Raw genomic sequence first — 18615 nt, forward strand, 5'->3', positions numbered from 1 at the left:
TCCTTCTTCTCTTGTTCGTTTTTCACTCCGATGGCGGCGCCGGCGCTGCCAGGACCGCCCAATGGACACCGCTTTCAAAATCGGCTACGATGGTAGTCAAACATCCGCCTCGAGCAGAAAGGGGCCTCTGCGATGCCGGCCAGATGGTTCGTCTCGCTGCGCAGCAAAATTATCGTTTCGCTCGTTTTGCTCATCATCGTGCCGGTACTCGTCATTGTGTTCCGGTTTTATTCGTCGTCGCAGCAAATTTTCGAGAAGCAGCTGTACCAGTCCAACCAAACGGCGCTCGAGCGCAAAGCCGCCACGATGAACGAAACGTTCTCGAACATGCTCAAGTCGTCGAACTGGCTGCGCAACGACTCCGAAATCGCCAAATTTTTGCGCGAAACGACGGACTGGACGGAAGAATACAATTCGTTCTACAACTACGGCATTCTGCTGAACAAGCTCGACAGCATCAGCCAGCTGCTGCCCGGGAGCAACGCCTATGTGGCGCTGTACGATTTTCGCGGCTACATGCATTCCACCTGGGCGCACACGGTCAAAACCGACTACGCCGCGCTGCAGAAGGAAGACTGGTACGAACGCACCATCTCGCTGCAAGGATCGCCGAACTGGAACGTGCCGTTCCAGGCGCCCGACCTTTCGAGCGAACCGCTGCTCGTCATGACCCGTCTGCTCAACATGTACCGGCTTAACGGCGACGGCACGGTATGGATCGGCGTGCCGATCAGCACCTTCTTCTACACGGACAAGGAGCTGCAGCAGCAGGCCGACGCCGGCACGCACATCGTGCTGATGAACGGCGACAAGCCGCTGCTCGGCGACGCCGGCCTGATCGGCAGCGCCTCCGCCGCGATGCATGCGATGCATACGGATCGCAGCGGCATCGGCCGCGTCACAATCGATCGCGAGCCCTACATGGTCAACACGACGAACATCCCCGTCACCGGCTGGTCGCTCGTACAGCTGGTCGATCGCAAGTCGTTCGGCACCCAGCTGGCGGCGGAGCGCAACAAGTCGACGCTGCTCGTGCTGCTCTGGTTTTCGCTGTTCGCCATCGCCTTCGTCGGCTTGACGTTCCAGTTCACGAAACCGATAAAACGGCTCGTGAAATCGATGAACCGCGTCGGCAAAGGCGAGCTGCAGACGGAAGTCGCTGTGCGCGGCAGCGGCGAAATGGCGATGCTCGGCCGCAATTTCAACAAAATGACGAAGCAGCTCCAGGAGCTCGTCGCCAACCTGTCCGAAGAGCAGCAGCGCAAGCAAAAGGCGCAGTTCCAGGCGCTTCAGGCGCAGATCAACCCGCACTTTTTGCTCAACACGATGAACTCGATCAAATGGATGGCGATTTTGTCCGGCGCGGAGCATGTCAGCGAAATGATTACCAAGCTCGGCAAGCTGCTGAACTACACGATGCGCCAGCAGGAGGAAATCGTGACGCTGCGCGACGAGCTCGAATATTTGAACGTGTATCTGGCGCTGCAGGAAATCCGTTACCACGACAATATCGCCGTGACGACCGATGTGCCGGAGGAGCTGCTGGACGCGGAAATCGTCAAGTTTACGCTGCAGCCGATCGTCGAGAACAGCATCATCCACGGCAACCGGTTTCCGCTGCATATCGCAATCGGCGCGCGGCTGCATGGGCCCGATTTGCAGCTCGACATTCAAGACGACGGTGTCGGCATGAACGAAGAAACGATCCGCAGCGTAGAAGCGCGGATGGATCAGCCGCACGCCAAGTTCAGCGGTATCGGCATTCGCAACGTCAACGACCGGATCCGGCTGGAATTCGGTCCCGGCAGCGGCGTGGCGATCGCCAGCCAAGAAGGGGAAGGCGTGCGGGTCACCGTAACGTTCCCTTACCGAAGGAGAGTGACGGAAGATGCTGCGCTTGCTCATCGTTGACGATGAAATTCTGGTCCGCATCGGCCTCAAAACGATTATTCCGATGGGCGGCGACGAGTTCGAAATCGTCGGCGAAGCGTCCAGCGGCGTTGAAGCGCTCGCCATTCTGGAGCAAACGCCGTGCGACATCGTGCTGACCGACATTCGCATGCCGGACATGGACGGCCTGGAGCTGCTCAAGCACATCCACGAGCGCTGGCCGGATACGAAAACGTTCATTTTGTCCAACCATAGCGACTTCTCCTATGTGCAGACGGCGCTGCGGCTGGGCGCCGCGGAATATATCGTCAAGCTGGAGATCGAACCGGCCGAGCTGATGCGCAAGCTGCGCGACGTGCGCGACAAGCTGCTCGGCGAGCGGGAAAAGCGGCTGGAGGCGAGCGAACTCGCTTCGAAGGCGTCGCGGTATGGCCGCGAAGTGAAAGAGAAACGGCTGCGCGAGCTGCTGCTCAGCCCGGCCACGCGCCGGGAAACGGACGACTGGCTGGCCGAGTTCGAGGTGGCGCCGTTCCCGTCGGGCCTGACCGTCGCCCTGGTGCAGATCGGGCAATACGAGCAGCTTCTGGCGAACAACCGGTTCCAGAGCGAGCTTCTGCTGCAGTTTACCGTCGGCAACGTGCTGACGGAGCTGCTGAAGAAGTACGGCCGCAATGAGCTTGCCACGTTGGACGACGGCCGCTTCGCGCTGCTGAAGGAGCAGCCGAACCCGGACATGCTGGAGGAAATGCGGCACGCGGTGCAGACGTTCCTGAAGCTGTCGCTCGTGTTCGGCGTTTCCCGGCCGCAGCATGGCGTATACACGCTGAACGCCGCCTACGAAGAAGCGCGCGAGGCGCTGGAGCATCTGTTCTATGACGGCGGGGCGCACGTCTCGTACCGGGCGGAGATGCCGGCTTGCGACGATGCCGCGGCGGAGCCCTGGCAGGAGGAAACGCTGGAGCGGCTGATCGAGGAGCACGACGAAGCGGGCCTCCTGAAGCTGCTGGCCGATTGGGTCCGCGAGCTGCAGGAGCGGCGCGACGTTCGTCCGGCCGCCGTGCGCGAGATGTGGAAACAACTCGTCAACTCCTTCTCCCGGACGCTGAAGGCGGAGGGCGCCGACATTTACGCCGTGCCGCCGCACGAGGAGCGATACCCGTACCGGACGATCCGCCAGGCGGAAACGCTGGAGGAAATTCACGACTGGTTCCGCGGCTGGATTCCGAATTTTCTCGCTTACAAACGCGAGCACGGCCGCAACAAGTGGCGCACCGAGGTGCAGACGGTCGTGCGGCTGATAGCGGAACGGCTTCATTTGCCGCTCAAGGTGTCGGACCTGGCCGGCGAAGTCGGATTTACGGAAAATTATTTGAGCATCCTGTTCAAGAAGGAAACCGGCGAAACGATCACCGACATGATGACCCGCATGCGAATGAAGAAGGCGCGCGACTTGCTCCGCGATCCGGAAATCAAAATATACGAAGTGTCGGAGCGGGTCGGGTATGCGGATCCGAATCATTTCTCCAGAAGTTTTAAACAATTGGAAGGCATGTACCCGACGGAGTACCGCAAACTCGTGCTCGGCAAGCTGCAATCGCAAAGAATCGTGCAGAATTAACCAAGATGGCGCCGTTCTCACTTCCCTTATCGATCGCCTAAGATGAAAGTGATCTTGCCCGGCGCAACCGGAGCAGGATTGCATCTACTACGAGCCAATAAAGGGGATGGACACATGAAACGCACATTGGTTACCGCAACCGGGGCCGTGCTGGCCGCTTCGATGATTTTGAGCGGCTGCGGCGGGTCCAAGGACGACAACAAGCCGGCCGCTTCGGCATCGACCTCGCCATCGTCGGCCGCATCGGCCAAACCGTCCGACGCTTCGAAGCCGGCGGACAAACCGGTCACGCTCAAGTTCTGGGGCGGCGTGCCGCCGGAGAGCGGACCGCAAGAAGCGGTAGACAACTGGAATAAAGCGAATCCGAACATCAAGGTCGAATATACGCGCTACGTCAACGACGAGGCGGGCAACCTGAAGCTGGATACGGCGCTGCTCTCCAACCAGGACTCTCCCGACATCTTCATGACTTACGGCGACGCGTACATGACCAAACGGGTGCAGGCCGGCATGGCCATCCCGCTGGACGACCTGATCGCCAAACAAGGCTTCGACGTCGAAGGCATCATCGGCGCCGCCAACATCAAAAAATTCCCGGACGGCAAATATTATTACTTGCCGGCCAACAAGAACGTCGGCGCCGTCCTGATCAACAAGAAAGCGCTGGACGAAGCCGGCGAGAAGCTGCCGACCTCCTGGACGTGGGACGATTTCGCCGCGATGGCCAAGAAGCTGACGAAAGGCGCGCGCAAAGGCACGATGCACGACCCGGCGCTCGGCAACTTCGGCGAGGAATTGCTCGCTTCCGACAAGCCGATCGACTCTTATCTCGCAGCCGACGGCACGTCGAACTTCAACAGCGCAGCGCTGAAGAAAGGCCTTGAGCTGCAGAAGTCGCTCGAAGACGGCGGCAACATGGTGAAGCGTGCGGAAGCGGTCGCCGGCAAGCTGACGTACCAGAACGAGCTGCTGACCGACAAGGCGGCGATGGTCGTTTCGGCGATCTATCTGATCCGCTATATCAAGGATACGGCGAACTTCCCGCATGACTTCCAGGTCGTGTTCGCTCCGGTGCCGCAAATGAAAGACGGCAACAACGTCAACCTCGGCGGCGGCATGGGCGACTTCATGTCGATCAACAAGAACAGCGCCAACAAGGAAGCCGCGATGAAATTCATGGATTGGTACCTGAAGGAAGGCAACATGAGCATGGTGCCGGGCGGCCGCATTCCTACGAACAAGAAGGCCGACCAGGCGAAAATTGCCCAAATGCTGATCGGCGACGCCGACAAGCTGATCGACAAGACTTCGCTGCAAGCCGTGCTGTCCGGCAACTATACGTACCCGACCTCCTACAACGTGCCGGTGCCGACCGAACTGACCCAAGTGTACAAGGAAGAGATGGAGAAATATTTGCTCGGCTCGCAGAACATCGACAAAACGATGGAGAACCTCAAATCGCGCGGCGACAGCACGATCAAATCCGCGAAGAAATAAGCCGCGCATGCGGCTGATGAAGAAACCTCCGGCACCGCCAACACAGGCGGGACCGGAGGTTTTTTGCGCCGACGGATCTTGTCCGCCCTTACCTGTCAATAAAAATACAGAAACCTTCAACCTGCATCCATTCTGCGGCGAGGCCCGGGCTTGCTACAGTAGAGGGAGAAATCCGCCCCGAAGGAGACCGAGCCTATGAAGCTTTGGCACAATGCGAAATTTCGCGAACAACTGGCCGGCTATTTGTTCATCCTGCCCAATTTTGCGGGCTATCTCCTTTTCGTCTTGCTGCCGATCCTGTTCAGCCTATATCTGGTGTTCGTCGATTGGGAGTATCTGAAAGGGTTCGCCGGCATCAAGTGGGTCGGACTCGACAACTTCCGGGCGCTGGCCGACGATCCGAAGTTTACGAAATCGCTGCAGCACAACCTGCTCTTCACGGCGATCAGCGTGCCGGCCTCGATGGTGATCGGCCTGCTGCTCGCGGTAGTGATGAACAAATACGTGTATTTCAAAAACACGCTGCGCACGCTCATTTTTCTTCCGTACATGAGCAGCCTGGCCGCCGTATCGGTCATCTGGAGCATTTTGTACAACTCGACCTCGGGCCCGATCAACGCTTTCCTGCGCAGCATCGGCATCGCACACCCGCCGGGCTGGCTGGCGAGCCCGCATTCGTCGATGTACGCGATCATCATCATGTCGGTGTGGATGACGATCGGCTACACGATGGTCATTTATCTGGCCGGTTTGCAAGGCATCTCGAAGGATCTGTACGAAGCGTCGGAAATCGACGGCGCCTCCAAGGCGCGCCAGCTGCTGCAAATTACGATCCCGATGCTGACGCCGACGACATTCCTCATCCTGGTCACCCAGCTGATCTGGTCGTTCCAGGTGTTTGCGCCCGTGGCGATCATGTCCCAGGGCGGGCCGATCGATTCGTCGATGGTGCTGTCGTATCACATTTACCTGCAAGCGTTCCGCTTCTACAAGATGGGCTACGCGGCCGCCATGTCCTGGGTGCTGTTCGCCATCATCTTCGTCGTGACGATCATTCAGTGGCAAAGCCAGAAGCGCTGGCAAAATCATTTCTAGGCGGGAGGCGAGCGGCATGCAGCCAGCTATGACAACCCATTTACCGGCAAGACCCGTTGCCCGCAAAAAAGACGCCTGGCGCGTCGCGGGCCGGGTGCTCGTCACGCTTCTGCTCGCGGTGTTCGCGCTGCTGATGATCGTGCCGTTCCTGTGGATGCTCTCCACCTCGTTCAAGATCAACGGGGAAGTGTTCAAGTATCCGATCGAGTGGATTCCGAACAAGTGGCATTGGGAAAATTACCGCAAAGTATGGGCGGGCAAAGACGGGTTCTACATCTACTACCTCAACTCGTTCAAAATCACGTTCATTACCGTCTTCGGCAACCTGCTGACGAGCGCCATGGCCGGCTTCGCCTTCGCCAAGCTGCGGTTCAAGGGCCGCGAAGCGCTGTTCCTGATCTACCTGTCGACGATGATGATTCCCGGCCAGGTGCTGCTGCTGCCGCGGTTCATCCTGTTCGACAACATGCACCTGATCAATACCCACTGGTCGCTCATCCTGCCCGGCATGTTTACCGTGTTCGGCACGTTCCTGATGCGGCAGTTCATCAGCACGCTGCCGGGCGAGCTGCTGGAAGCGGCGCGCGTCGACGGCGCCGGCTTCTGGCGCATGTTCTGGCAGATCAGCTTGCCGCTGACCAAACCGGCGCTCGTGACGCTGCTCATCCTGACGTTCACCTGGCACTGGAACGAATACGAAGGGCCGCTCATTTACTTGCGCGACAAGCAGCTGTTTACGATCCCGCTCGGCCTCACCACCTTCGTCGAGGAGGCGGGCGTCAACTACGTGCTGTCGATGGCGGCGTCCGTGTCCAGCTTCGTGCCGCTGCTGATCGTTGTCATCGTCTGCCAGCGCTGGTTCGTGGAAGGCATCGCCTCCTCGGGCCTCAAGGGATAGGCGCGCCCCATCATTCCGCCCCGGCCATTCCCCATTCAGCCGCGGCGGCTCGCCAGTCCGCCAGGCCGGCGTCCTTGTGCAGCATGACCACTTCGCCAGACCCGTACGCGGCGCGGCGAACGACCGCGTCTGCCCCCTTCGGTTCCGCGCAGAAGGAAGTCATGCCGAACACTTCCGTATAAAACGCCGGCATTCGTGTCAAGTACACGTTGTCGGCGTTTTTCTGGAACAAGTCCGACGTGACGAGCACCCGGCCGCCGCCGTTTGCAAATGTCAGCAACGCCTGCTCCAGCGCGGGGTCGTGTACGATATGCAGCGGTACGACGACGGTATGCATCCCTTCCAGCCCGCCGGGGTCGGTGACGATTCGGTGCGAGCGGTCCGGCCGGAACAAGCTGCGGTACACGACGTCGATGACGTAGTTCGGATAATGCAGCCGGTCCGTAATTTGCCGGCCCCAGCGCGAGATCGTATAGGCCCATGAGCTTTCAAAATGAAACACGATGCCGACGCCGGAAAAAGCGAATCGCTCCGACGCCGCTCCGGCTGCCGGGGCTCCCGCGGCGTCGCGTCCGGCGGCCCAATCCGCGATGCTGCGGTAGCTGGCCGTCGGTTCGCCCGACAGCGTCAGCATTTCCTGCAAGCTCTGCTCCTGACCGAACGGAAACGGCTTGAATTTGAAAATCGTAAACCACTCGCACCCGCGTCCCCTCACCTGTTCCATGCCGTCGGACAAATTGGCCACGTTCGGGCCGTATTCCATGAACCACGAGCGGCCCGGCTTCAAGCTGTCGTTAAAATCGGCGTAGAAGCCGATTTCGTGCAGGCTCTCGCTGTACAGGTCCATGCCCGCCGCGTCCAGATCGCGCACCAGCTCGGGCCAGTGCACGTTGTCGCCCCAATTGAGCGGGAACCGGTTCGTCGTCACCGGTCGCCCCGGGCTATGCTCGCGGATGAGCGCCGCTTGCTCGCGGCAGAACGCAACGATCGCCTGCGACGAGAAGCGCGAGTATTCCATTTCGATGCTGGGGCTGTTCTTCAGCCACAGATCGGCTTTGTATTTCAGCGGCGGACCGATTTGATCGAAGCGCTGGTAGTCGAGCGACCAGAAGAAGTTGCCCCAACGCTCGTTCAACTCGCGAATGCTCGGATAGACGGACTTCAGATAAGCTTGAAACGCCTTCCGGCAGTTGTCACAATAACACCGCTTCTGCTCGCCGCCGAATTCGTTGTCGATTTGCCAGGCGACGACGTTCGGGTTGCCGCCGTAACGCACCGCCATCTCCTCGACAATGCGCAGCGAATAAGCCAAATAAGCCGGCGTGTTGTAGCAGCGGTGCTGCCGGGCGCCGAACACGTTGCGCCTGCCTTCGTCGTCGACGGGGATCACCTCCGGATACGCTTCCACCAGCCAAATCGGCGGACACGCTGTCGGCGTGCACAAAATAATCGCCAACCCGTATTCCGCGGCCAACGCGACGAACCGGTCCAGCCACTCCCAGCGAAAATCCCCTTCGGCCGGTTCCAGCCGCGACCAGGCAAATTCGGCAATCCGTATGCGTTCGATGCCGGCTTGTTTCATCAGCGCCAGATCGGCGCTCCACTGTTCGGGACGATGATGCTCCGGGTAATAGGCAACGCCAAGCTTCATGCTGCATCGCTCGCTTTCCTGACGATGGCGGCCGGACGGGCCGCCTCTTGCTTCAGTATGAAGGCCGGGTCGGGCGCTGCCTATATCACTTTTTCTTCTATCGTTATCTTTTGACAACTTGTTTGCGGCGGGACCGTATTTTCGCGCGGCGCGTTTTGTGCTAGTGAAAGTCATTTTGCCGTATGGGATAACCAATGGAAAGGTTTTATGATGAGGATAGCAAGATTGTTTCATGCGGATTATACTGAGGAGGAAGCGAAACGATGATTACCCAGGGCGCACCTTTTTCCATCGAACAATTCCGGCAGGACGGCTTCAGCGGCCCCGTTCAGGGCTTGACGCTGGCCGAGGCGGACAAGTATTACCGGCTGTTCTTCGAAGCGCTCGGCATGTCGCCGTTCGAACCGGGAGCGGCGGGCGTCAACATGTCGGCGTGGCACCAGCGTCACCGCTGGGCATACGAGCTGGCCACCCATCCGGCCATCGTCGACCCGATTGCGCAAATTCTCGGCGACGACGTGGTGCTGTGGGCGATGCATTTCTGGTACAAGGAGCCGGGCAATCCGAAGTTCATCCCGTGGCACCAGGACATCAACTACTGGCCGATGGAGCCGGCGATCAACGCCACCGCGTGGGTGACGCTCGGCTACTCGGTAACCGAAAACGGCTGCCTGCGCATCATCCCCGGCACGCACCGCAGCCGGACCGAACATGTACAGCTCGGCGACGCAGGCAGCGCGTTCGAGCAAGGCATCGATGCCCGATATATCGACGAAACGAAAGCGATCGACGTGGAAATGACGCCGGGCCAAGTCGTCTACTTTAATGAAGCGACGTTTCACGGCTCCAAGGCGAACACGTCGGCCATTCCGCGCGTGGCGTTTTCGCTGCGCTACACGACGCCGGAAGTGAAATTCCAAATGGACGACTGGGGCGGCGACAAAAGCCGGATCCGCACCTACCTCGTGCGCGGCGTCGACAAGTTCCGCCGCAACGACGAAATCGCCGGCACGATTCCGGCGGAATAACCCGCCGGACGACGGGCAAGACACTTCCCGAGCGGCGGGCAAGAAAGGATGGCTGAGCCATGCTCCCGCTGGCCGGACGCATTACGGAAGCGATGCAGCTGCGCTTTTTGCACATTCACGCCTACGAGCTTTCCCACACGTGGGGCATGGACGGCCGCTTGCTGGACAATGCGGTCGTCTGGCTGCTGGAAGACGGAGCCATCGAGCTGTCCGACGGCGGGCCCGTCGCTCGCGCAGTTGCCGGCGATGTGCTATTCCTGGCGCCGGGCACGCGGTTGACCTGCCGCGCCCGGACGGCGTCGCTGCGCATCGTCAGCCTCAACTTCGAAGCGGCGTTCGCCGGCCGCTGGCCGGTATCGCTGCGGTTCCCGCTGCGCCTCGCCGGCGACACGGAGCCGCTGGCCGCCGTGCTGCGCGGCATGCTCGCGGACGACGCCGCGCCGGACGGCCCCGGCAAGCCGCTGCTGCTGCAGGCCGGGCTGCTGCGCCTGCTCGGCCTGATGGCGGCCGGTGCGGCTGCGGCTCGCGACGAGCTGCCGGACGCGGGCCGCCTCGACGCCCGCGTGCGCGAAGCGATCGCGCAGCTGGAGCGCCGGCCCGGCGCGTTCCCGGCGGCGGCCGAGCTGGCCGAAGCCGCGAACGCGAGCGAGTCGCATCTGCGCAAGCTGTTTCTGCGCGAGACGGGCATGCCGCCGCTGCAGTACGCGCACCGGTTGAAGGCGTCGCTGGCCATGCGGCGCCTGGCCGGCTCGGACGAGCGCGTGTCGGACATTGCGTATTCGCTCGGGTACGAGGACCCGAATTATTTTGCGCGCATGTTCAAGAAGTGCTCCGGCATGACCCCGCAGGAATACCGGCGCAAACACCGCGACTGGATGTCGGGGGAAGTCGACCCTTCATGAGCAATAGCCCTCGGCCAAAAGCGAACGAATGGCTGGCGGACCCGATCTGGAAAAGCGTGCCTGCCGTCAAGCAGGGCCATGTCTTCGAGGTGGACGCCAACTACTGGATGGCCAGCGGCGCCATCGCCAACGGCAAAAAAATCGACGACGTGCTGAAAATAACGCCGCAAAAGAAAAACCGGACGCAGTCGCCCCCTGAATGGCCCGATTATAACCCGGCAACGAAAATAGCCCATGAAAAATGGCCTATTTGCCTCCTATCGCCCGGTTCGGCGGAAATAGCCAGTGAAAACACTGGTTATTTGCCCCGGATCCCCTTCAAATCGGCATTTCAAGCGAAATAGCCAGTGAAATCACTGGCTATTTCGTATGGACGGCCCGTTTCTGGCGAAATAGGCAAGAAAACATGGCCTATTTGGCAAGGAGCTAGTTGGCGGATGGGGGAATGGCGCGCATGAAGCAACGTTTCCGATCCATGATGGGCGCTTTCGGCATGCGGAAGCGTTTCGCCGGCGGCATCACGACGATATCATCGTCGCAACCGCGATCGTCCACACAATAACGGCGAACAGCACGCCGGCGCAAACCGTTTCGGCGGTATAGGGCTGCCGTTTGACGATTTTCTCCACGGCCTTGAGAAGCGCAAGGACGAAGCCGAACCCGAAGAACGGCATGCCATACAACGCCACGGCCTGCATCCAGACCATCGGTTCCACTCCCTTCCGCTCTGCTCCGCATGCCGCTTGACCGGCAGGACCAACCCGGCCAGACGGGCAAGACAGTATATGCAGGAGTACAGTCCATAATTTTACATTACCCCATCATACGGAAGGATGCAATGGCAATTTTGCCTCTGCCGCCGCGCCACCGCCAAAAAGCAGCCGTCCCCGACGATCGGGAGCGGCTGCTTTTCAAACGAGTCGGCTGTGTCCGGCCATTTACGCGTAGGCGCGCACTTCGATGATTTCGGCGTACTCGCCGCCGTTGGTCGACTCGACGACGACGCGCAGGCGGTCGGTCGTCACCGCGGCGTCCAGCGCATGGATGTGCTTGCGCTTGTGATTGTCGCGGCCTTCGGCAACGGTCGTCCAGCTGCCGCCGACGTACGCTTCGATCCGGTAATCCTTGACAAGGTCCGGAATCGCTTCGAACGGCGTGATGTGGTGATGCAGGTTGATCAAGTCCTCGTTGACATCGTCGTTGAACGTCACGTGAACGGCGCTCACCGTCACCGGCTGGCTCCACGCCAGCTGCAGCCATTCCGGCCGCCCGGCCGTCAGCTTCTCCGACGACCACAGATGCGGCCCGCCGTAAGGACGAACATAGCCGTCCGTCGCTCTGGCCGCCGAATAGGCATCGGAAGGCGCCGTCAGACGGAAGCAAGGCGTCTTGCGCTCGAACTTGCGCATGCTCCACTCCACGACCGGCTGCTCGGCGCGATGCTCCTCCAGCCCGGCTTTCATCCGCGTATTTTCGCCTCTCCAGTAGGCCAGCACGCCGGAAGTCGGGTTGTGGTCCATATGGAGCGCCAGCGCGCCGTTCGCTTTCACCGCCAGGAACGCGTTGCGCGCCGACTCCGGCCGCCAGCGCAGGTCCAGCTTCACCCATTGCAGCCCGCCGGGCGCCACGGCAGCTTCCGCTGTCTGCACCAACGTATGCGGCACATAGTTTTCCAGCCGGCCGGTCTCCCACAGCTCGACGGTCAGCGTTGTGGCCTCGGCTGCATCGACGAGCAGTTCGATGCCGTCCAGCGCCGGATCGACCGGCAGCGTGATGCCAATGTCCGTCGTCAGCACAACCGTCGACACGGTACGCTCGACGGCGACGCGCCTGCGCTCGCTGGATGCCGTAAGCGTGGCGCCGAGCGCCAGGTCGGCGGCATCCTCGTTGCGCAAGCCGATAATCGAGGCGTCCTGGCGCAGCATCGTTTGCTGCAGCTCGCGCAAATGGTTCGCGTGCAGTTCGCGCGGGGTGACGCCTTTGGCGGCGCAGAGCGCGGCGCCGGTGCCGGCGGCTTCGCCGATGACGGCGCACGTCGCCATGACGCGCGTCGTGCCGAAGGCGACGTGCGAAGCGCTGATGTCGCGGCCCGCCATCAGCATGTTGCCGACGTTCGCCGAATAGAGCGAGCGGAACGGGATGTGGTAGTTGCCGTCCGCATGCAGATGCTTCGAGCCCGCTTCGGTCGCGTAAACGCCTTGCGGCGGATGCAGGTCGATCGACCAGCCGCCATACGCGACGCGGTCCTCGAACGGCGTCTGCGCCAAAATATCGTTCTGGTTAAGCACATAATCGCCGACGAACCGGCGGTATTCGCGTTTGCCCGGCAGCGAGCCGACCCATTCGAGCGTCATGTTCGCGGCGTCGAATTTGCCGGAATTTTTGATATAGTCCCAAATGCCGTAAATGACCGCCCACAGCTCGTCGCGGACGCGTTCGTTGTCGTGCACGATGTCGTGCTCGCCGCCCCACTCGATCCACCAGTACGCGCAGCCGTTGTCGCCGCTTCGGATGATGCGGCGCTCGGGGATCGTCGTTTTTGTCACGTCGATCGCGATGCTCGGCGGCGTATATTTGACCGGATGGCCCACATCTTTCGTATAAAACAGCAGTGTACTGCCGAGCGTAATGTCGTCGGCGACAAGCGGCGCCCACTCTTCGTTGAACTCCTCGCGCGCCTCGCGGCCGAGCCGGTATTTCGCGCCGGCAAGAAAACCGACCAAACCGTCGCCGGTACAATCGAGGTACACGGGGCTTTCGAAACGAATCCGCCGCTCCGAACCCATCATCCAGCCGGTGACCGAACGGATCGTACGGTTGTTTTCGTCCCCGTCGGCTTCGACTTCATGCACGTCCGTGTTCAGGAACAGCCGGATGTTCGTTTCCTTGCGCACCGCCTCATGCACGACCATGTCCCAAAAATATGGATTGCCATCCATGTTGCGGAACTGGTTCTCGACGAACAGTTCGCCCATGATGCCCGTTTCGCGCGCATAACGCTGGATGCCGTGCCCGGTCGCGCCGCACACCCAGACGCGCACCTCGCTGCTGGAGTTGCCGCCGAGCACCGGGCGGTTGTTGATCAGCGTTACCTGCTGCCCGAGCCGGGCCGCGGCGATGGCCGCACATACGCCTGCCAGACCGCCGCCTACGACCGTGACGTCGGCTTGGACCGTTTCATTGCGCATTGTCACTCGCTCCTTTATATCCATGATTTCATATTCATAGGAAATCGCTTTTCTCCGCTTTATGCTTTTATTGTAGATCACGTCCTTGCGAAATAACATGCAGCGTATTACGATTGTCATATACTTTATTTCAATTATTGGAGCGGAGAACGGAGGCGGATCCGGCTGTGCGCAACAATTGGTCGCTGCACCCGATGGGCTACGTCTTTTGGCGGGAAAAAGCGCAGTTTCTGCTGGAGCGTGACACGCATCATTTCTGGACGATGTTTGCGGTGGAGAGCGGCCGGTTCGCTTATCGGATCGGCAGCCACGCCGGCGAGGCGGCGTTCGGCGACATCGTCGTCTGTCCGTCCGGCATCCCGTTCCATCGGCGAACGATCACGCCGCTGTCGTTTCATTTCATGCAGTTCGTGTGGGAGCAGGAACCCGGGGCGGACGAAGCCGCATCGCTCGGGGGAAAATGGACGATCCGCGATACGGATCGGCTGGCCTCGACTTATCGCTACATGCGGGAAATCGGCGGCGGGGTGCGCGAGGAGCCGGCGTTCGGCCGGATAAAGCACATGCTCGAGGATGTGTGGCGACTGGTGGAAATCGAGCGCAGCGCGGCCGCGGAGGAAGCGCCGCCGGAAGACGGCGGGCCGGAGCCGGACATGCTCCAGGCGCGCCAATGGCTGCTCGAGCATGCGTATGCGCCGTTTTCGATGCGCGCGTTATCCGACTTGCTCGGGCTTAGCCCCGTGCAGTTGACCCGGCGGTTCCGCGCGGCGTTCCGGGCGACGCCGTCCGACTTCGTCACCGGCCTGCGTCTCGGCCGCGCCAGCCGGCTGCTGGAGGAGACGACGCTGCCGCTCGAGGCGATCGCCCAGCTTTGTGGATACGAAAATGGCTTCTACTTGAGCCGCGTGTTCCGCGCGAAGCTCGGCACCACGCCGTCGGCGCACCGCAAGCTGCACCGGGTGTGACGACTATTTCAGCCACCGAAACGGCGTTGTGCCGAAGAACAAGTCCGGGTTGGCCTGAACATTGTGCGCCCAGAACGTGAAGTGCAAGTGCGGCCCGGTCGAGAAGCCGGTCGTGCCGACTAGCCCGATGATGTCGCCGCGTTTGACCTTGTCGCCTGTCTTGACGAGCAGCTTCGACATGTGGGCATATTGTGAGAACAGCCCCATGCCGTGGTCGAGGTAGATGGAATTGCCCGTCAAATAAAGCGTATCCGCCAGCGCCACGACGCCGTCGTTGGTCGCCTGGATCGGCGTGCCTTCTTTGGCGGCGAGGTCGAGCGCCATGTGCGAGCTGTCGTACTTGCCGTTGACATAACGCGTGTAGCCGTATGGCGTCGTCAGGATACCGTCGATCGGCTTCACGAACGGCTGCGTGAACAGAAACTCGGGCGCCGACTTGCTGCGGGCGGCGTCGATTTTCGCCTGATCGGCGGCGATGCGCGCCGTGTCCTGCTTCATGGCTTCCATTTGCTCCGTTACTTGCAAATACTGCGTTTCGAATTTCTTCGTTTGCACCGTCAGCGTCTGGTCGCCGATCGGATACTTGCCCGCCTTGACGCCCATCGGAATCGGCAAATAGGTGAAATAACCGGCGGCGAACGGCTGCAGCGTGTACGTTTTGCCTTGCCACGAAATGTCGCCCGGCCCTTCGGAGCGCACAAGCACCAGATCGCCGGGCGCGGTGGTTTCCGGAATCAGCTGCCATTTGGCGCGCATCGCCTTCTCGGCCAACTGCGGCGTGCCGTAGTATGCCGCTTCCGTCTGTTCCCGCTGCAGCCGCTCCTTCTCCTGCTTGACCGCTTCGCGCACGGCTTCGTTCACTTCCGCCTGCCACGTCTGGCCGCCGTCGGCGGTGACCAGCAGCGCGTTGGGCCACTCTGCGCCTCGCTCCGTAGGCAGCGCCCAGCCGATGCGTGCGGTGAGGAACTGCGCCTGCTTCACTGCGTACAGCTTGCCCGCATACGTCAGCGTCGCCGGCGACGGCGCAGCCGCTTCCGCGTTCCCGCTCGCTGCCGGGCTTCCGCTTGTACCCATTCCAGCTCCTCCGGTCCCGTTCGCACTTGCGCCCGCCCCCGTCGCGTTCCCGCTCGCATTGGCTCCCGCGCTTGCGCCGCTTCCGCTCGCAGCCGCCGCTTCCGGCGACCAGCCTGCCGGCGCTTCTTGCCAGCTGACGCCGCCGTCCTCGGTCAGCATGGCTCCGTCGGGGAACCGCACCCAGCCGCGGTCGAAGTCGGCCATGCGGAACTCCGTCGCCGCTCGCGGAGTGGGCGCCGGGATTGGCGTCGCCGTCGGCGAAGGAGTCGGCGCAGCCGTCTGCGCCGCGGCCGGCGCCTCCGCCCGCCGCTGCTCCCGAATCAATATCGTCAACCCGGCCGACAGCACGATCAGCCCCGCCAGCAACAGGCCAAACTTGCGCGGCGTCCAGGACGATCCCCCCTTGCCGGTGCGTTCCTTCCGCGGATTCATCGCAGACAACCTCCCCAAGATCAGTACCTTCATAGTACGACAAGCCCGATCCGATTGCCATAGGATAAGTCGGGAACCGAATAGGCCATCAAACATGGCCTATTTCGTTCTCCTAATTACTTGTAGCAGGCAAAGGAGAGAATACAAGCATACCAGGCAACGTTTACTGCGGGAGATTCGGCGCATGTCAATTGTTCGCCGCCTTCATACTCTCGCCCGCCCAAGGAAATACTACTTTCGACTTTACCGACAATGGAGGCGCAGCATGGACAATACGCAACAGTTTGTGGAAAAGCTGCATGACCAGCAAGCGAAGGACGAAGCCAATCGCAAGCATCAGGGCAAAGGCAGCCCGGAAAAGAAGCTCTCGAACAAACAGCACGCCACGAACAAATAGCGCCGTCGCACGTAAAGCGTAAAGCGGCGGATCAGGCCGCCAAAAGCCGGCCCAGCCGCCGCTTTACTCGGGGTCGGGGCTTACCCTGCCCGCCAAGCGGTAAGCTTCTCCAACCTCCCAGGTTTCATACGGAACGAGCCGCTCCGCCTTCAACGCATCGAGCGTGCGCGATCGCTGTTGAGGGCGAGTGATATAATGGTCGATATTGGCCTCGGTAATGGCAATGTATCTGGCTTCCTGAATCTCTTCCGGCTGTATCGCGATTTCCCCGCTCACGTACGCCGCTTTAAACACCACGACCAGCACATGTTTCGTTGCGTTAAAATAAACGCCGCTTATTCCCAGCGGCCGGATCACGATGCCGGTTTCCTCCCGAACCTCGCGGCATACCGCTTTGTCCAAAGGCTCACCGGCTTCCACATTCCCGCCGGGCATCTCCCACGTATCCGCACGCCAATGAGTTTTCACCAGCAACACTTCCTCGCGTTCATTCATAAGCAGTGCCGCAACCGAAACGGTAAGCCGTACCTCCCCCATCCTCCATCCCCCTCGTTCCTCTATTGATGTACCCAAGCTTTCATCGATGTAATTAAACAATCATCCTTCTTCAGAACAATCCGAAAATCCTTTTTCGATTTTGTCACACAACACGCCCCTTCCTCGTCTTGAGGGCAAGACGATCGCGAGGAGGACGATTCATCATGAAATCGAATCACGCAAATGGAAGCACCGTCATTATCGGCGGCGGATTGGCAGGACTTGTGGCGGCGAACGAGCTGGCTGACGCGGGCCGGCCGGTGATCCTGCTGGAGAAGGCAAGCCGCGCAGGCGGCCGCGCCCAGTCCGCCGTGAAGAACGGCGCCACGCTCAATTTCGGCGGCCATGCGCTGTATCGCGACGGCGCCCTCGACCGGGCGCTGAAGCGCTACGGCATTCGCCCGTCCGGCAGCAGCCCTGCCGCCAGCGGCTTCGCCATCTGGCGCGGCGCGCTCGCCGCCCTGCCCGGCGACCCGCTCAAGCTCGCGGCCTCGCGGCTGCTCTCCTGGCCGGGCAAAATCGAGCTCGCCCGCTTCATGACGCGGCTTCGCCGCATAGACGGCGACGCGATCCCGCGCGTCAGCCTGCGCGAATGGGCCGAATCGACCATTCGCGAGCCGATGGTGCGCCACCTGTTGTACGCGCTCAATCGAACGGCCACGTACAGCGCCGACATCGACAGCCAGTTGGCCGGAGCGGCGCTGCGGCAGCTGCGGCAAGCGCTGACCAGCAACGTGTTGTACGTCGACGGTGGCTGGCAGTCGATCGTCGACCGGCTGCGGGAGCGAGCCGTCCGTGCCGGTGCCGACATCCGCACCGAATCGCCGGCAGCCGCGATCCTGCACGAGAGCGGGCGAATTGCCGGCGTACGGCTCGCGGACGGCAGCCGGCTCGACGCGCCCGGCGTCATCGCGGCCGTTCCGCCGGCGGAGACGCTGCGTCTGCTGCAGGATGCAGCGATCCCGTCGCTGCGCCGCTGGCGCGATGAAGCGCTGCCCTCCACCGCAGCGTGCCTCGATCTGGCGCTGAAGCGGCTGCCGGCGGGCAACCGCCATTTTGCGCTCGGCCTCGACCAACCGGTGTATGTGTCGAACCACTCCCGTTATGCCAAATTGAGCGACAATGGTACAATCGTGGTGCATGCGATGAAGTACACCGGCAGCGGCTCAACCGATCCCGATGCCGATCTGCGGCAGCTCGAGCTCACGATGGATCTGGTGCAGCCGGGATGGCGGCAGGAAACGGCAGCCCGGCAGTTCTTGCCCCATTTGACGGTCGTGCACGATCAGCCGCATATCGGCCGCTCCGGACCGCCGCCCGGCCCCGAGGTGCCGGAGCTGGCCGGGCTGTATGTCGCCGGCGACTGGGCCGGCCATCGCGAAATGTTGGCGGACGCCGCCGCGGCCAGCGCGCAGCGGGCAGCAGCCCGGCTCGTTCAATAAG

General features: G+C 61.4%; 16 protein-coding genes. 11 read left to right on the forward strand and 5 right to left on the reverse strand.

The window, feature by feature from the left end:
• Positions 1–132: 132 nt before the first annotated feature.
• The 5 genes from EXY20_RS28755 to EXY20_RS28775 all read left to right on the forward strand — a co-directional run bounded on the left by EXY20_RS28755 (position 133) and on the right by EXY20_RS28775 (position 6998).
• Positions 133–1911, forward strand: a complete 1779-nt coding sequence (locus EXY20_RS28755) for a cache domain-containing sensor histidine kinase (RefSeq protein WP_135555698.1) — start codon at positions 133–135, stop codon at positions 1909–1911.
• Positions 1889–3508, forward strand: a complete 1620-nt coding sequence (locus tag EXY20_RS28760; protein WP_135555701.1) for a response regulator — start codon at positions 1889–1891, stop codon at positions 3506–3508. The genes EXY20_RS28755 and EXY20_RS28760 overlap by 23 nt, the downstream gene beginning before the upstream one ends.
• Positions 3509–3622: 114 nt before the next feature.
• Positions 3623–5005 carry an ABC transporter substrate-binding protein gene (locus tag EXY20_RS28765; RefSeq protein WP_167859597.1) on the forward strand — a complete coding sequence of 461 codons (1383 nt, stop codon included), beginning with the start codon at positions 3623–3625 and terminating at the stop codon, positions 5003–5005.
• A gap of 195 nt (positions 5006–5200) precedes the next feature.
• A complete protein-coding gene (locus EXY20_RS28770) occupies positions 5201–6100 on the forward strand; it encodes a carbohydrate ABC transporter permease (protein WP_135555704.1) in 900 nt (299 codons plus the stop codon).
• 16 nt (positions 6101–6116) lie between these two features.
• Positions 6117–6998, forward strand: coding sequence for a carbohydrate ABC transporter permease (locus EXY20_RS28775; protein ID WP_235886239.1), 882 nt, complete (start codon positions 6117–6119; stop codon positions 6996–6998).
• Between the two features lie 10 nt (positions 6999–7008).
• On the opposite strand, the gene EXY20_RS28780 is transcribed toward EXY20_RS28775, so the two are convergent.
• On the reverse strand, positions 7009–8649 hold the full coding sequence (locus tag EXY20_RS28780; RefSeq protein ID WP_167859598.1) for a beta-galactosidase: 1641 nt from the start codon (positions 8647–8649) through the stop codon (positions 7009–7011).
• A 263-nt stretch (positions 8650–8912) separates the two neighbouring features.
• On the opposite strand from EXY20_RS28780, the gene EXY20_RS28785 reads away from it, so the two are divergent.
• Genes EXY20_RS28785 through EXY20_RS28795 form a run of 3 tightly spaced genes read left to right on the forward strand, consistent with a single transcriptional unit; the run spans position 8913 to position 10923 of the window.
• Positions 8913–9677, forward strand: coding sequence for a phytanoyl-CoA dioxygenase family protein (locus tag EXY20_RS28785; RefSeq protein WP_135555707.1), 765 nt, complete (start codon positions 8913–8915; stop codon positions 9675–9677).
• A 59-nt stretch (positions 9678–9736) separates the two neighbouring features.
• Positions 9737–10579 (forward strand): helix-turn-helix transcriptional regulator, encoded by an 843-nt coding sequence (locus tag EXY20_RS28790; protein WP_135555710.1) that lies wholly within the window; start codon positions 9737–9739, stop codon positions 10577–10579.
• Positions 10580–10635: 56 nt separating this feature from the next.
• A complete protein-coding gene (locus EXY20_RS28795; protein WP_135555711.1) occupies positions 10636–10923 on the forward strand; it encodes a hypothetical protein in 288 nt (95 codons plus the stop codon).
• A 174-nt stretch (positions 10924–11097) separates the two neighbouring features.
• Here EXY20_RS28795 and EXY20_RS28800 read toward each other — a convergent pair whose 3' ends face one another.
• Both EXY20_RS28800 and EXY20_RS28805 read right to left on the reverse strand, forming a co-directional pair.
• A complete protein-coding gene (locus EXY20_RS28800) occupies positions 11098–11286 on the reverse strand; it encodes a hypothetical protein (protein ID WP_135555713.1) in 189 nt (62 codons plus the stop codon).
• A 231-nt stretch (positions 11287–11517) separates the two neighbouring features.
• A complete protein-coding gene (locus tag EXY20_RS28805) occupies positions 11518–13767 on the reverse strand; it encodes an FAD-dependent oxidoreductase (protein WP_135555715.1) in 2250 nt (749 codons plus the stop codon).
• A 167-nt stretch (positions 13768–13934) separates the two neighbouring features.
• On the opposite strand from EXY20_RS28805, the gene EXY20_RS28810 reads away from it, so the two are divergent.
• Positions 13935–14732, forward strand: coding sequence for an AraC family transcriptional regulator (locus EXY20_RS28810; protein ID WP_135555716.1), 798 nt, complete (start codon positions 13935–13937; stop codon positions 14730–14732).
• A gap of 3 nt (positions 14733–14735) precedes the next feature.
• On the opposite strand, the gene EXY20_RS28815 is transcribed toward EXY20_RS28810, so the two are convergent.
• Positions 14736–16238, reverse strand: a complete 1503-nt coding sequence (locus tag EXY20_RS28815) for a M23 family metallopeptidase (protein WP_135555718.1) — start codon at positions 16236–16238, stop codon at positions 14736–14738.
• 265 nt (positions 16239–16503) lie between these two features.
• On the opposite strand from EXY20_RS28815, the gene EXY20_RS28820 reads away from it, so the two are divergent.
• Positions 16504–16635, forward strand: a complete 132-nt coding sequence (locus EXY20_RS28820) for a DUF4023 domain-containing protein (protein WP_135555720.1) — start codon at positions 16504–16506, stop codon at positions 16633–16635.
• Positions 16636–16698: 63 nt separating this feature from the next.
• On the opposite strand, the gene EXY20_RS28825 is transcribed toward EXY20_RS28820, so the two are convergent.
• Positions 16699–17172, reverse strand: coding sequence for an NUDIX hydrolase (locus EXY20_RS28825; RefSeq protein WP_135555721.1), 474 nt, complete (start codon positions 17170–17172; stop codon positions 16699–16701).
• Positions 17173–17336: 164 nt separating this feature from the next.
• Between EXY20_RS28825 and EXY20_RS28830 the strand changes: the two genes are divergently transcribed.
• Positions 17337–18614 (forward strand): phytoene desaturase family protein, encoded by a 1278-nt coding sequence (locus tag EXY20_RS28830; RefSeq protein ID WP_135555723.1) that lies wholly within the window; start codon positions 17337–17339, stop codon positions 18612–18614.
• Position 18615 lies beyond the last annotated feature (1 nt).

The sequence above is a fragment of the Paenibacillus cymbidii genome (genome assembly GCF_004764705.1).
GTDB lineage: Bacteria > Bacillota > Bacilli > Paenibacillales > NBRC-103111 > Paenibacillus_AN > Paenibacillus_AN cymbidii.